Origin of the sequence: Mycobacterium sp. 1165196.3 (assembly GCF_001673415.1) — a bacterium.
GTDB lineage: Bacteria > Actinomycetota > Actinomycetes > Mycobacteriales > Mycobacteriaceae > Mycobacterium > Mycobacterium europaeum_A.
Map to the genome: position 1 here is coordinate 1 of NZ_LZLU01000110.1, position 13,106 is coordinate 13,106.

Consider the following 13,106-nt stretch of genomic DNA (forward strand, 5'->3'; position numbering starts at 1 on the left):
GACAGATAGATGTCCGGATAAATCGCGCGGAAGCTCGTCCGCAGCTGATACGGGCTCACCAGCCCGAGTCGCACTGCCTCGCTGCCCACGAATACGTCGTCCACAACGTCAAAGACGTCACGACGTGTCGATGAGGTCCCGCGAAACTTAAATGGTTGCGATCCGCCGCGGCGCGTCGTCGCAACCGTTTAAGTGTCGCGGCACCTGCGCAGCGAACCCGCGGGAAGCTAGCCCGCCGGCACCAACCGCAGGCACACCGAGTTGATGCAGTAGCGCTGATCCGTCGGCGTCGGGTAGCCCTCGCCGGCGAACACGTGACCCAGGTGGCTGTGGCAGTTGGCGCACAGCACCTCGGTGCGCGTGGTGCCCATCGAATGGTCGGGCCGCAAAATCACCGCGTCGGACTTCGCCGGGTCGAAAAACGACGGCCAGCCGCAGTGCGACTCGAATTTCTCTGTGCTGCGGAACAATTCGGCACCGCAGGCCCGGCACTGGTATACGCCTTCGGTTTTGGTGTCGGTGTATTCACCGGTGAAGGGCCGCTCGGTGCCGGCCTGGCGCAGCACATAGAACTCTTCCGGGGAAAGTTTCTTGCGCCATTCGTCATCGGTCAGCTGCACCTTGGGCGGCGACACGTCGGGAGAGGTCATGCCTCCACGCTAGCGCGCAAGGCGCTGACCCGCTGTGCCCGGCTCCGCCGCGCTTGCGGTCAGCGCGTCTCGCTCGCGCTCGTCTGTCAGCCACACCGGATCGATGCCCTCGTCCAGCCGGTTTTCGGCCTTGGCGTCCAGGTACCGGTAGAGCAGCACGGTGAAGGCGACGATCAGCAGCAGCGACCAACCGTAGGTGATCTTGAGGTAATGCAGTGCGCGGCCGTACCTCATCGCCCGGTAGATCAGCCAGTCGTCCAGCGTCATGAATCCGTAGATCCCCAGCCAGGCCGGCCAATTGCGGATCAGCGAGTTGCGCAGCACCACCGTCATCAAGAACGGGAACAGCATCATCGAGTAGTAGCCCTGGGCCAACGGGAGCACCAGCCAGGAACAGAGCAGCAGCACGCCCGAGGAGCCGGTGAACCAGAACAGCGGGTCGCGGGTGCGGTAGTAGCGGTACAGCAGCCACAGCGCGCCGATCGTGATCAGCACGAACAGGATTCGCAGGAACACGATCAGCCAGGTGGGCAGGCCGAAGTAGACGCCGTTGCCCTCGATGGAGCTGTTGAAGTAGTCCCGGGTGCCGCCAATGTAGGGCAGCGTCTTGGTGACGAAGTCCATCGGATCGCTGACCAGCGGCCAGGCGACGATGTTGATCACCACGGGCACGACGATCGCGGGGATCAGCGTTCGCCACTGGCGGTTCAGCAGCGGCAGCAACAGCAGCGGTCCCAGCACGGGTTTGAGCGTGAGCGTCAGCCCGATCGCGATGCCGGCCCACCACTGCCGGCTGATCCGCCCGTCCAACAGCCAGCGCAGGAACAGCAGCTCGGCCAGCAGCACGCAGCCGTTGATGTTGGTGAACACCAGCGTGCTGGTCACGCTTTCGGTGCAGAACATCGCCAGCAGCAGGGCGGGCGCGGCCACCGAGGCCAGCGTGAACTTGAACATCCGCAGCAGCAGGTACCAGGCGATCAGAATCGCGACGGTGTTGATTCCGATGAACAGGAACCGCGACGGCGTGAACGGCAGGTACCCGAACGGGGCCATCAGCAGCGTGCCGCCCGGCGGGTACAGGTAGTGCGGGTCGACGTAGTCGAAGTGCTCGTTGTAGATGTCCCAGCCGTGCCGGAAGTTCAGGACCGCGCGGTAGACGGGTTTGAAGTCGTCGGTGATGTTCCCGTTGAGGGTGAGCACGATGCTGCGGTGCAGGACCGAGAGGATGGCCAGCGGCCACAACGCCATCCGCAGCACGGCCCGACGCTCGGTGCGCCGGTGCGGGGACCAAAGGCGGCCAGGGTCCGGTCACGCAGGCCGGTTCGGGTCGATTCAGCTGCCGTCACCAGCGCACCGTACACCGGCGCCCGCGGGCGCCGGAAAGCAGCGTCAGGCCGGGCAGTAGGTGTCGGTGTTGGGCAATTTGCCGCTGTTGAGGTAGCCGATCAGCGGCGGCACCGCGCAGCCGGAGAAGATGCCGGCGCCGTGCCCGATGCCCTGCCACATCACCCGCTTGCTGGCGGCGTTGGCGTTGATGATGCTGGCCGCGGTGGCCGCGACGCCGTCGGTGCCGACGATCGGGTCGTTCTGCACGCCGAGCAGCAGCACGTCGACCTTGAGGGTCTTCGGCGTGGGCGGCGGGGAGCCGGTGGGCCAGTGCACGCACTTGACCATGTTGAGCGCGGCGACGGTGCCGAATTCGGGGTAGAGCTTGCCCCAGGCGACGACGAGTTCGCGCACCCGGTCCGGGGTGGGGCGGTTGACCGCGTCGCTGCACACGTTGACGAACTGGCCGTCGGAGTCCTGGACGGCGTTGGCGTGGTTGATCAGATTGTTCAGCGCGTTGGTGTCGCCGGAGCGCGCGCCGGCCAGCGCGTTGGCCAGGTTGGTGGTGGCGTTGACGCGGCCGTCGGAGGGATAACCGAGTGCGACGGTGATGGCGTTGGCCACCTGTGCCACCGACGCGCCGCCGGGGCCATGACCGGCGCGGGCGTCGGCCAGCAGGGCGCTGACGGCGCCCTTGGGGTCCGCGCCCAGCGCGCAGCTCACCGCGATGCACTGGGCGGCGAACGCGTCGAGCGCGGCCTGCTGTCCCTTGACCTGTTGCTCGGCGGAGGCTTCGGCGTTGGTGCCCAACGCAACCGGTGAGTCGAGGATCAGCCGGGCCACCTTGTCCGGCCGCGATCCGGCGTAGGCCAGCGCCACCTGCGCGCCGTTGCCGATGCCGACCAGCGCCAGGGCGGGCACGTCCCACAGGGCGCGCAGCCGCTCGATGTCCGAGGCGGCGTGCGCGTTGTCGTACGAGGAGGCGTTCGGCCCGATGCCGACGGCGTCGCCGCAGTTGGTGGTGGCGGTGTTGGACACCTCGGACAGGTTGGCCACCGGGTCGTCGCCGGTCTGGAACTGCGACTGGTCGCGCATCTGTTGGCGGTCGAACTTGTCCCGGCAGTCGATGGGACTCGACATGCCGATACCGCGGCGGTCGACGGAGACGATGGGGTGGCTGGCCAGCACGTCGGCGCCCGACCGGGACAACCAGACCGGCAACTGCGCCGAGGACGGCAGATCGGAGCCGGTGGTGAAGACCAGCGGGCCGGCGTCCTGGGGTGTCTGGCTGGAGCGGGCGCGCACCACACCGATGCTCAGTGTGCCGCCCCCGCCGTTGACCGGGTCCAGGTCGGCGTCGTAGGTCGCGCAGTCCAACTGGACACCGGCGGCGGCGGGAACGGCCGCGTCGGCGAACACCCGCGAGGTGCAGTCGTGCCACGCCAGGTCGTTCTTGGGTGCCGCAATCGGCGGCGGCCCGCTGGGCGGCGGCTTGGAGGTCGCCGCTCCCTGGGGTCGCGCACCGGAATTGGTGGCGAACCGCGGGTCGGCGGCCAGCCCCGGGACGCAGCCGGCCAGCAACGCGGTCACCGCAACCAGGATCGTGGCGCACGTGTACGGCCGACTCATGCCGACCACAGTAGCTAGGCCTTGACGTAGCGGGTGTAAAGGTAGCCGGCGTCGTCGGTCAGGACGTGGGCACATCGCATCCGGGTGAGCAGCTGCCCCGAGCCGGCGGCGATGCGTCGTGCCTGGCCGCCGACGAGGCAGGGCGCGATCGTCAGGCACAGCTCGTCGAGCAGGTCGCGCCGGATCAGCGAGTCCAGCAGCGTCGGCCCGCCCTCGGTGAGGACGCGGCGCATGCCGCGCGCGCCGAGGGCAGCCAACAGGGCGGCCTCGTCCACCTTCTCGGGATCGTGGCCCGAGCAGTCGAGCACCTCGCACAGGCCGCTGAGCGCCCGGCGTGTCTGCTCGACCGCCGCGGTGCAGGTGAGCACCAGCGGCTGCACCTCGGTGCGGGTGAACACCGCCATGTCCCGGTTGAGGTGGCCCGATCCGGTCACGATCGCCAGCTGGGGGACCTCGCTTTGCCCGCGGGCCTGCCGGTGCTGACGCTGGGCTACGGACAGCTGCGCCCCGGAGTAACCCTCGATCCGCACGGTGCCCGCACCGACCACGATGACGTCGGCGAGTTCACGCAACAGGTTGAAGATCAACCGGTCGCCCGGGCCGCCCATGGCGCCGCTGCTGCCACCGGAGGTGGCCCCGCCGTCGACGCTGGCGATGAAGTTCGCCCGCACCCACGTCCCGTCGTGTGCGGGATAGCCATAGAGTCCGGGGAGGTCGCCCTCGTCGAGGCCGCGCACCGACCCGAGCAGCGACAGCGCGGCGCCAGAGTCGGGCATGGGTCTGATTGCAGCACGCCGCTACAGTGCCTGCATGCACGGGTCCACCTCCGCGGGCGTCGCGGGCGGCGTGGCTCACCTGGTGGATCGGCATCCGACGGTGTCGCCGGAGCGGCTGATCGCCCAATTGAGGCCGCCCCCGACGTTCGCCGACGTGAGCTTCGCGACATATCGGCCCGATCCGGCGGAGCCGACGCAGGCCGCCGCGGTGGTGGCCTGCCGCGACTTCTGTCGCCAGGCCGTCGAGCGTCGCGCCGGTCGCCGAAAGCTGTTGGGGCGGCGCGAAACCCTGCCCGGTGTCGGGTTGTACCTGGACGGCGGGTTCGGCGTGGGCAAGACGCACCTGCTGGCGTCGGCCTACTACGAGCTCCCCGGTGACGGGCCGGGTGCGTCGCCGGATGGCCAAGCCCCCAAGGCGTTTGCGACGTTCGGGGAGCTGACCCAGTTGGCCGGGGTGTTCGGCTTCGCCGAGTGCGTCGACCTGCTGGCCGGCTACACGGCGGTCTGCATCGACGAATTCGAACTCGACGATCCGGGCAACACCACGCTGATCTCGCGGCTGCTCTCCTCGCTGGTCGAGCGTGGGGTCTCGGTGGCGGCCACCTCCAACACGCTGCCCGAGCAGCTCGGTGCGGGCCGCTTCGCCGCTCAGGATTTTCTGCGCGAAATCAACACGCTGGCAAGCATTTTCACGACCGTGCGGATCGAGGGGCCCGACTACCGGCACCGCGGCCTGCCGCCGGCGCCGCAGCCGCTGTCCGACGGCGAGGTGGCCGCGCGCGCCGCGCAGGTCGACGGCGCGACGCTCGACGACTTCGATGCGCTGTGCGCGCACCTGGCCACCATGCACCCGTCGCGCTACCTGGCGCTGATCGAGGGTGTGAGCGCGGTGTTCGTGACCGGCGTGCACGGCATCGACGACCAGAACGTCGCGCTGCGGCTGGTGTCGCTCACCGATCGGCTCTATGACGCGGGCATTCCCGTGGTGGCCTCGGGGACCAAGCTGGACACCATCTTCAGCGAGGAGATGCTGGCGGGGGGATACCGAAAGAAATATTTGCGGGCCACTTCCCGGCTCTTGGCGCTGACCGCGGCGGCTAATCCAGCTCGCGGGTCATGACGTAGTCGTTCTCGACGCCGGCGCCCAGCCGAAACGTGCGGGTGCCGTGGATGGTGAATCCGCTCTTGCGGTAAAAGCGTTGTGCGCGTTCGTTTGCCCGGTTCACGCCCAGCCACACCCGGCGCACGCCCCAGTCGGCCGCGACCGCCAGCGTGCGTGCCATCAGCGCCGCCGCGGCCCCGCTGGAGTGGCGCTCGGGCAGGACATACATCTTGGACAGCTCGGCGGAGTCGTCGGAGTCGCCGCGAAGCAGCATGGCGTAGCCGACGATTCGGCCGTCCTGGCGCGCTGTGATGACGGCGCGGTCCGGATCGCTCAGGTACTCGGCGAAGCGGGCCGCCGACAGGTTGGCGCCGACGAACGCGGCGATGTTCTCGGCGGTCACCGAGGGTGGGCACGCCAACGGAAAGGTAAGGGCCGCAACGGCGGCCAGCTCTACGGCGTCGCCGGAACTCGCCGGCGCGGTCTGGAACGTTGCGGTCAGAGGTTCCACTGCGCGAGGTGATAACCCGTCTTCTTGTCCAGCAGCACGACGGTGGTGACGGGGTCGCGGTAGGCGTCCCAGTACACGCCGCCGCGCACGATCGCCCCGTTGGGCGCGTTGACGAGCACGTTGTCCAGCGCGTCGGGCGCATCGGAGGCCCGCGGCTTGTAGGCGTCGGCGTTCGGGGTCACCCCGTTGAAGCTCAGCACGGTCGCCATGACATAAGGGTTGGGCACCCGGATCGCGCGGATGGTCACGTCGGCGCGCTCGACGGTGCTGCCCGGGAAGCCTTTGTAGGTGCCTTCGCGCGTGTAGCCGAATCCGGGCGGCGGGTCGCAGGGCGCCACGCCGCTCACGGTGACGTCGGCGATGAACGTGTCGCCGTCCACCCGCAGCGTGTCACCGATGTGGCCGATCGGCGCGTCACCGGCCCACGCGCGGGGCAACGGAACCGCGCCGACGCCGACGGCGGTGAGGCCGGCGACCGCGAGCAGCAAGGCGGCGGCGACCATCAGCCAGCGGTGCATCTTCGCCATGTCGTGCCTCCTTGGCGCCGTTGCAGGGGACCCACGCATGATCGCACACGCGGGGACGCGAAGGGAGGGGTCGGCCGCACCGCTCACCCGTCCTTGCCGCCGGACAGGGATTGCAGCGCCTTGACCAGATCCGCCTCGACCCGGTCCTTGTCGACACCGCAGCGGTGCAGCGGCCCCTGGGCCGATGCGCCGGCTTCCAGCTCCAGCAGCGCCAGCAGCTGGTGTTCGGTGCCGACGTAGTTGTGGCCGAGCCGCAGCGCCTCGCGCACACTCAGCTCGAGCGCCTTGCGCGCCGGTCCGCTGAACGGAATGAGTTGCGGCGGTTGGGCTTCCACGCGCAGCGCGGCGATCGCCTCCGTCGCGGCGGCGCGCAGCGCCTCGGTGTCGACATTCTGCAGGCGCAGCAACACGGTCGCCAGTGCGGCCGCGTCGCCGAGCACGCCGAGCAACAGGTGATCCGGGGTGATCTCGCTGTTGCCGGCGTCGTGCGCGGCGTTCTGGGCCGCCACCACCGCGCCCCGCGCCCGCGGGGTGAAGCGCGCGAACCCCTGGTCGAGGTCGAGGGTGGCGGGCTCGGCACGCGGGACGAAGCGCTTCTGGGCGGCCTGCTTGGTGACGCCCATGCTCTTGCCGATGTCGGTCCAGGACGCCCCAGAGCGGCGGGCCTGGTCCACGAAGTGACCGATCAAATGGTCGGCGATCTCGCCCATGTGTTCGGCGGCCAGCACGGCGTCGGCCAGCTGATCCAGCACGTCGGAGCGCGTCGACTTGATGGCGTCGATCAGCTCGTCGAGGCGGATCGGGTAGGAGATGCGGACGGGATCGGACATACCGTCAACGGTAGGTTGACGGCCGGGAAGTGTCAACCAGCGGTTGACGACGCGGCCGGGGGTTGCCACCCCAGAGGGCGTCTCCGGTAGGAAAGCGGCAAGGTTTTGCCTCAGGAGATGCGGAGCGTTCGCTTCTCTGCCAATCTGTGGTATATGAAACTTCTTCTTGTTGCGGCGAGCTTTGCCGCAGTAATCGGCATGGCAGTGCCCGCGCACGCCGACGACACCGACGATGCATTCGTCGCGTCTCTCGACTCCGCGGGAATCACCTATTCCGACAGCGATACGGTGGTCGGCGCGGGCCATTGGGTGTGTAAGACGCTCGTGAACGGTACCGGGATGTCCGACGTCGTCTCGACGCTGGAATCCAAGAACTCCGACCTGAGCGATGACAAGGCCAACAAGTTCGCTGCCATAGCAGTCAATGCCTATTGCCCATATGTGATTTCGAACAAGAGCTCGCCCGCGCCCAGCGTGACGGCCACCAGCTCCTCGTCTTAGCGGACCGCCCGACGGCAGGCATGCGCGGGCAGGTAATCCGAATTTTACAATTGCGCGCTCGCCGCATTGTAAACGAAACCTGTTGTCAACATTTCCGCGTTAATGTGCCGCACGCGGTCGGGGGCGAAAGCGATTGCGTCGACCAATTGCACGGCACATTTCCGTGGGTTTGCTGAGCCGGTGAATTGGGGGCCATTTCTCGGTGCGCAACGGCTGGCATCCAGGCGAGGCGGAACCGTGACAGTTCACCTCCCGTTCGCCCGACGAGATGCCAATCGTCCGCGGGTTTGCGACAATCACAGCGTTATGCGACTTCTCCTGGGGCTGACCAGCCTTGCCGCCATGCTCGTCCTGGCCGCGCCGGCGCATGCGGACATCGACAACGATCAGGACTTCCTCAAGGACCTCCGCGACGCCGGCCTCACCTACCAGGACGCCGGCAACGCGATCACCATCGGCAAGTCGGTGTGCGAACTGCTCGACGACGGCCAGTCCGACGCGAAGATCGTGACCGACCTGCGCAATCAGAATCCCGCTTTCCAGGGCGCCGCCGCGGCCAAGTTCACCTATCTGGCGGCCGCGCACTACTGCCCGAAATACATCACCGGCGAGGACCGCGGTCCGAAGCCGGAGGGCGCAGTCGGCAACTGAGCCCTTCCCGGCCGCAATAGGCTGGTGTTCGTGCGCGTCGATCCCGCACCGCTGACGTGGGACGCGGCCGTCCAGACCTGGCATTTCGACCCGGTCGCGGTGATCGTCGTGGCGGTGTTCGCCGCCGGCTACGGGTGGTGCTACCGGCGCGCCCGAGCCGCCCAGGGTGCGGTCGGCCCGACGAACGCCGCGTGCTCCGGGTTGAGCCTGCTCGCGTGGGCGCTGGCCACGATCAGCGCGATCGGGGCCTACGCCCACGTCCTGTTCTGGGTGCGGGCGCTGCAGGTGTTGCTGCTGCTGTACGTCGTGCCGTTCTTCATGGCGCAGGCCAAGCCGGTCACCGTCTTTCGCGATGCCGTGGGGCCGGCCGGCCGCGACCGCATCGACCGGTTGTTGGCCACCGGGTTCGCCCGCGTGCTCGTCCATCCCGCGACCACGTCGGTCGCGATGCTCGCCACGCCGTGGTTGCTCTATCTGACGCCCTGGTACACCGCGGCCCTGCGGACCGAGTGGGTCGGCGCGCCGACGCGGATCCTGTTGGTGGTGCTGGGATTCGGTTACTTCTACGCCCGGCTGCAGGAAGACCCGGTACCCCGCAGGTACCCGCAGTCGATCTCGCTGCTGATCACCGTCGCCGAGGCGCTCGGCGATGGCGTCCTGGGATTGGTCATCTGGCAGGGATCGTTGATCGGCGCGACGTACTACGGCGGGCTGCAACGGAATTGGGGACCCGACCCGCGGCTCGACCAGACGATCGGGGCCGGCGTGTTGTGGATCCTCGGCGATCTGGTCGGGTGGCCGTTCGTGCTGCTGCTGATGCGCGCGCTGTCGCGCGACGAGCAGGCGCATGCGGTGGCGGTCGACGCCGAGTTGGACGAGGCCGAGGCGGCCCCCAAGACGCAGGACGCCGAGGGTCAAATCCCGGCGTCGTCGGGACTCTGGTGGGAGAACGACCCGCAGCTGCGGGAGCGATTCCGCCGCTGAGGCCGGGTCACCTCAGGCGGCGCGGGCCGTCCACGTGAAGCTCTGCATCTCCGGGATCCGTGGCGTCAGCGCCGCGGCGACGCTGCGGCCGATCTGGTCGGCGGCCGCCAGCGGGGTGTCGGCGTTCAAGAACCCCTCCACCTCGACGCGCAGCGTCCGCCCGGTCCATCTGGCCCGGGCGTGCGCGTGCGTCACACCGGGGACCGACGCAGCTACGGCCTCGGCGGTGGTGATGATGTCGGGGTCGACGCCGTCGAGCAGGCGATGGGCGATGTCGGCGGTCACCTCCCAGCCGACGTGGCAGATGAACCCGGTGACCACGATCCCCGCGACGGCGTCGGCCCAGCCCCACCCCAGTGCCACGCCGATCAGCCCGAGCACCGCGCCGCCCGACGACAGCGCGTCCAGCCACGAATGCTTGGCGTCGGCCACCATGGTCGCCGACCGAATTCGCCTGCCCACCACCAGTTTGTAGCGGGCCACCAGCTGATTGCCGATTACGCCCACGACGGCCGCGCCGATGCCCCAGCTCACGTAGCCGGTGCCGCCGTGGCGGAGCAACTTGGTGACGCTCTCGAAACCGGCGACCACGGCGCTGCCCCAAATCACCACGACCACACCGATACCGGCGAGATCTTCGGCGCGTTCGTAGCCGTAGGGATACCGCTCGGTGGGCAGCTTGCGCGACGCGCGGAAGCCGATGAACACCAGGGCGCTGGTGGACACGTCCGACAGGTTGTGCAGCGCATCGCCCAGCAACGCCACCGAACCGGACACCAGCGCGATCACCAATTCGACCAGGCCGGTCAGCGCCAGCCCGACGGCGCTGACGGCGACGGCGCGGTTGGCCTGCCGGCGCTCGCCGGCGTCGTCCGCCGCGGTGTCGAGGGGGAAACTGGCCGCCGGGTCGCGTACTCCGCTGCTCACGTGCATACCGTCAGCATGCCCGACTCGGTCGCGGCTCCCAAGTCCCGCGTGGAACCTCTACTTGCCCTGTTCCGGGGTGGACGGGCCATCGCGCCAGGGCCGGGGGGCCTTGGGCAGGATCATGAACGCCACGGGCAGGCGTACCAACGCGTCACGGGCGGCGACCTCGAGGAACACGATCTCCATCTCCAGGCGGTTCAGCGGACGCGTTTCCATCATGAAACGCGTCCGCAAGTAGCGCGGCGTCCTCAGCCACTCGACCAAACTCATGCCCGCGACTCTACCCCTCTAGCGGAAATACTTGATTTGCACAATATTTCACGCGGCGCGGGGAGGACGGCCCGGCCGGGGCGCGCGGGGTGACAGCAAATGCCGTCGGGGCCGAAACTAGCGGTGTCAGCTCATGCCAATGCGAATGTTCTTCACCTGCAAAAACTCATACAGGCCTTCGACGCCGCCGGTGCGGCCGAACCCGCTCTGCTTGTAGCCGCCGTAGGGGCCCTGCGGCTCGATGTCGCTGTGCCGGTTCACCCACACCGAACCCGCCTGCAGCTGACGCGCAACCCGATGTGCACGTTCCAGGTTGGACGTCGCCACGAAGGCATTGAGGCCGTAGCGGGAATCGTTGGCGATCCTGACCGCCTCGGCCTCATCGGCGAAGGGGATGACGGACGCCACCGGCCCGAAGGTTTCGGTCTGCGCCAGCGCCGACCGATTGTCGACGTTGCCGAAGATCGTCGGCTCGATGAAATAACCGGACGCCAACTCGCCACCGAGCCTGCGTCCGCCCGTGACCAGCTCACCGGCCTTGTCGCTGACCGCCCGGTCGATGACGCCGAGGATGCGGTCGGCGGCGGCTTCGGTGATGACGGGACCGAGCATGACGTCGGGTTGCAGCGGATCACCGATCTTGGCGGCCCGCACCGTCGCCACGAGTTTGTCCACGAAGCTCGCGTACACCGACGCCTCGACGAGAATGCGCGAGGCGCAGGCGCAACTTTGGCCGGCCTGGGTGATGGGCCCCTGATGGGCGGCGATGACGGCGGCCGTATCCAGGTCGGCGTCGGCGAACACGAGATAGGCTGACTTGCCGCCCAATTCGGCTATGACCGGGGTGAGATGGTGCGACGCGGCCTGCAGCACCTTCTGGGCGGTGGCCTGGCCGCCGGTGAAGTGGATCTTGCCGATCCGGGGATGACGCACCAGCGCGTCACCGCCCGCGGGGCCGGCCGGCAACACGTTGACCAATCCCGGCGGCAGGCCCGCTTCGAGGCAGAGTTCACCAAAGCGCAAGGGCGCCAACGACGCCAGCTCGGAGGGCTTGAGGACGACCGCGTTTCCCGCCGCCAGTGCGGGCGCCACGGCCGCGCCGGCCACCACCAGCGGCCCGTTCCAGGGGGCGATGACGCCGACGACGCCGTACGGTTCGCGTTCGACGAGGTTGACGTCGAAGGCGCCGGCCACGGGAGTGCTTGCGCCGTGGGTCTTGTCGGCGTAACCGGCGTAGTACCGCAGGAACCGCTCGGTCAGTACGGAGTTGCCGGCGACCGACACCGGGACGCCGTAATCGTGCACGTTGAGCTCGGTCAGCTCCGCGAAGTGGTCGCGCACCACGTCGGCCAGCGCGACCAGCAGGTCGCGGCGGCGATCGACGGGATAGGAGACCCATTCGCGATGCGCGTCCCAGGCGCTGTCGACGGCCCTGTCGATCTCGTCGTGACCGGCCAGCGGGATGGTCGCGTTGAGCGCGCCGGTGCCGGGGTAGGCGTGCTCATAGCTGCCGCCCGAGGCGGTGGTAATGCGTTCTGTGCCAATGAGTAACGCGCCCGAGCGGGGCGGCGAGGTCGCGGTGGCTGTCAATACGGGATGCCTTCCGGTGTGCTGTCAGCCGACGGTGGTGTGATCGGCCTGGTTTTCGGCCGTCACCCGCTGCTTCTGTTCGGCGATCACCTGGTTGAGGTAGTCGGCCTTGGCGCAGCCGTAGTAGGCGGCGAACTGCAGCGCCAGTTCGTCCATCTCCTCGAAGGACACGTCGCCACTCTTGAGCGCCGCGTACACGTGGGACATGATCGGGATTTCGGCGTCCTGGAACGCGACACAGGCCACGGTGATCAGGCGGCGTTCCTTCATGCCCAGGCCGGGCCGCAACCACATCTCGCCGAAGACGAAATTCAGAATGCCCGCTCCCGAGTAGGGGTTGTCCCGCATCGGCGCGAAGGGCAGGCAGTTGATCTCCTTGAACGACTCTTCGCCGCCCCGCAGTCGCTGCTCGGGGTCGCTGGCGGTGACCAGCGGCAGCAGCGGTTCCGGGGGAGGGGCCGCCTCGCCGCGCTCCCCGGCGATCTTGGCCCATTGCACATCCACGGCGATGTTGAATCGGGACGCCTTCGGCCAGCCCGCGTAGACCGCGAAATGCAGGACGTTCTCCCGCATTTCGGTGATGGTCAGGTCGCCGCTGTTGAGTGCGGCGTAGACGTGCTGCTCCAGCGGCGCCTGCGCGTCGGCGGCCGCGACGCAGGCCAGCGTGACGAACCGTCGATCGCGGCGGGACAGGCCCGGTCGCGACCAGACCTCGCCGAAGACGAAGTCGATCAATCCGCCCGCATACGGGCTGTCGGCGTCGGGCGGGTCGATCGTCATCACCTCGGCGAAGGTACGCATCCCGCGTTCGCGTCGCGCACCGTCGTTCATC

14 protein-coding genes and 1 pseudogene are annotated in these 13,106 nt (G+C 68.5%); 4 read left to right on the forward strand and 11 right to left on the reverse strand.

All coding sequences use genetic code 11. From position 1 onward, the window contains the following. Window positions 1–227 precede the first annotated feature (227 nt). The 4 genes and pseudogenes from msrB to A5659_RS11920 form a co-directional block, all read right to left on the reverse strand. Entirely contained in the window at window positions 228–650 is a 423-nt protein-coding gene (msrB, locus tag A5659_RS11905) for a peptide-methionine (R)-S-oxide reductase MsrB (protein WP_066870449.1), read from the reverse strand. 9 nt (window positions 651–659) lie between these two features. Continuing rightward, window positions 660–2,011: pseudogene (gene aftC, locus A5659_RS11910) on the reverse strand (arabinofuranan 3-O-arabinosyltransferase). Between the two features lie 28 nt (window positions 2,012–2,039). Then, window positions 2,040–3,605 carry an alpha/beta hydrolase gene (locus A5659_RS11915; protein WP_067181228.1) on the reverse strand — a complete coding sequence of 522 codons (1,566 nt, stop codon included), beginning with the start codon at window positions 3,603–3,605 and terminating at the stop codon, window positions 2,040–2,042. Between the two features lie 14 nt (window positions 3,606–3,619). Next, window positions 3,620–4,381, reverse strand: coding sequence for a pyrimidine reductase family protein (locus A5659_RS11920; RefSeq protein WP_066870440.1), 762 nt, complete (start codon window positions 4,379–4,381; stop codon window positions 3,620–3,622). On the opposite strand from A5659_RS11920, the gene zapE reads away from it, so the two are divergent. Further along, window positions 4,380–5,501, forward strand: a complete 1,122-nt coding sequence (gene zapE, locus A5659_RS11925; RefSeq protein ID WP_156749109.1) for a cell division protein ZapE — start codon at window positions 4,380–4,382, stop codon at window positions 5,499–5,501. The two genes, A5659_RS11920 and zapE, sit on opposite strands and share 2 nt — an antisense overlap. Here zapE and A5659_RS11930 read toward each other — a convergent pair. The 3 genes from A5659_RS11930 to A5659_RS11940 all read right to left on the reverse strand — a co-directional run bounded on the left by A5659_RS11930 (window position 5,479) and on the right by A5659_RS11940 (window position 7,351). Beyond that, window positions 5,479–5,994: an N-acetyltransferase gene (locus A5659_RS11930; protein ID WP_067181246.1), complete on the reverse strand. Its 516-nt coding sequence runs from the start codon at window positions 5,992–5,994 to the stop codon at window positions 5,479–5,481. The genes zapE and A5659_RS11930 overlap by 23 nt on opposite strands. Then, window positions 5,982–6,512, reverse strand: coding sequence for a hypothetical protein (locus tag A5659_RS11935; RefSeq protein WP_231997812.1), 531 nt, complete (start codon window positions 6,510–6,512; stop codon window positions 5,982–5,984). The genes A5659_RS11930 and A5659_RS11935 overlap by 13 nt, the downstream gene beginning before the upstream one ends. Window positions 6,513–6,604: 92 nt before the next feature. Continuing rightward, entirely contained in the window at window positions 6,605–7,351 is a 747-nt protein-coding gene (locus A5659_RS11940) for a Clp protease N-terminal domain-containing protein (RefSeq protein ID WP_067138502.1), read from the reverse strand. A 153-nt stretch (window positions 7,352–7,504) separates the two neighbouring features. Here A5659_RS11940 and A5659_RS11945 point away from each other — a divergent pair, with 153 nt between their 5' ends. From A5659_RS11945 to A5659_RS11955, 3 genes are all read left to right on the forward strand, one after another. Continuing rightward, a complete protein-coding gene (locus A5659_RS11945) occupies window positions 7,505–7,852 on the forward strand; it encodes a DUF732 domain-containing protein (protein ID WP_066870425.1) in 348 nt (115 codons plus the stop codon). A gap of 306 nt (window positions 7,853–8,158) precedes the next feature. Then, a complete protein-coding gene (locus tag A5659_RS11950) occupies window positions 8,159–8,503 on the forward strand; it encodes a DUF732 domain-containing protein (protein ID WP_066870422.1) in 345 nt (114 codons plus the stop codon). 30 nt (window positions 8,504–8,533) lie between these two features. Further along, window positions 8,534–9,487: a cytochrome c oxidase assembly protein gene (locus tag A5659_RS11955; protein WP_067181318.1), complete on the forward strand. Its 954-nt coding sequence runs from the start codon at window positions 8,534–8,536 to the stop codon at window positions 9,485–9,487. Window positions 9,488–9,499: 12 nt separating this feature from the next. Here the strand turns inward: A5659_RS11955 and A5659_RS11960 are convergent, their stop codons facing one another. From A5659_RS11960 to A5659_RS11975, 4 genes are all read right to left on the reverse strand, one after another. Further along, window positions 9,500–10,420: a cation diffusion facilitator family transporter gene (locus A5659_RS11960; protein ID WP_067181250.1), complete on the reverse strand. Its 921-nt coding sequence runs from the start codon at window positions 10,418–10,420 to the stop codon at window positions 9,500–9,502. Window positions 10,421–10,471: 51 nt separating this feature from the next. After that, window positions 10,472–10,684, reverse strand: a complete 213-nt coding sequence (locus A5659_RS11965; RefSeq protein WP_066870416.1) for a hypothetical protein — start codon at window positions 10,682–10,684, stop codon at window positions 10,472–10,474. A 126-nt stretch (window positions 10,685–10,810) separates the two neighbouring features. Next, window positions 10,811–12,274, reverse strand: a complete 1,464-nt coding sequence (locus A5659_RS11970) for an aldehyde dehydrogenase (RefSeq protein ID WP_067181254.1) — start codon at window positions 12,272–12,274, stop codon at window positions 10,811–10,813. Between the two features lie 24 nt (window positions 12,275–12,298). Next, window positions 12,299–13,075 (reverse strand): carboxymuconolactone decarboxylase family protein, encoded by a 777-nt coding sequence (locus A5659_RS11975; protein WP_067181321.1) that lies wholly within the window; start codon window positions 13,073–13,075, stop codon window positions 12,299–12,301. Window positions 13,076–13,106 lie beyond the last annotated feature (31 nt).

What these genes read in the sequence shown, in the direction of transcription:
- A5659_RS11915 (WP_067181228.1), bottom strand. Translation starts at nt 3,605, where the DNA reads ATGAGTCGGCCGTACACGTGCGCCACGATCCTGGTTGCGGTGACCGCG.
- A5659_RS11965 (WP_066870416.1), bottom strand. Translation starts at nt 10,684, where the DNA reads ATGAGTTTGGTCGAGTGGCTGAGGACGCCGCGCTACTTGCGGACGCGT.
- zapE (WP_156749109.1), top strand. Translation starts at nt 4,380, where the DNA reads ATGGGTCTGATTGCAGCACGCCGCTACAGTGCCTGCATGCACGGGTCC.
- A5659_RS11950 (WP_066870422.1), top strand. Translation starts at nt 8,159, where the DNA reads ATGCGACTTCTCCTGGGGCTGACCAGCCTTGCCGCCATGCTCGTCCTG.
- msrB (WP_066870449.1), bottom strand. Translation starts at nt 650, where the DNA reads ATGACCTCTCCCGACGTGTCGCCGCCCAAGGTGCAGCTGACCGATGAC.
- A5659_RS11960 (WP_067181250.1), bottom strand. Translation starts at nt 10,420, where the DNA reads ATGCACGTGAGCAGCGGAGTACGCGACCCGGCGGCCAGTTTCCCCCTC.
- A5659_RS11920 (WP_066870440.1), bottom strand. Translation starts at nt 4,381, where the DNA reads ATGCCCGACTCTGGCGCCGCGCTGTCGCTGCTCGGGTCGGTGCGCGGC.
- A5659_RS11940 (WP_067138502.1), bottom strand. Translation starts at nt 7,351, where the DNA reads ATGTCCGATCCCGTCCGCATCTCCTACCCGATCCGCCTCGACGAGCTG.
- A5659_RS11935 (WP_231997812.1), bottom strand. Translation starts at nt 6,512, where the DNA reads ATGCACCGCTGGCTGATGGTCGCCGCCGCCTTGCTGCTCGCGGTCGCC.
- A5659_RS11975 (WP_067181321.1), bottom strand. Translation starts at nt 13,075, where the DNA reads ATGCGTACCTTCGCCGAGGTGATGACGATCGACCCGCCCGACGCCGAC.
- A5659_RS11945 (WP_066870425.1), top strand. Translation starts at nt 7,505, where the DNA reads ATGAAACTTCTTCTTGTTGCGGCGAGCTTTGCCGCAGTAATCGGCATG.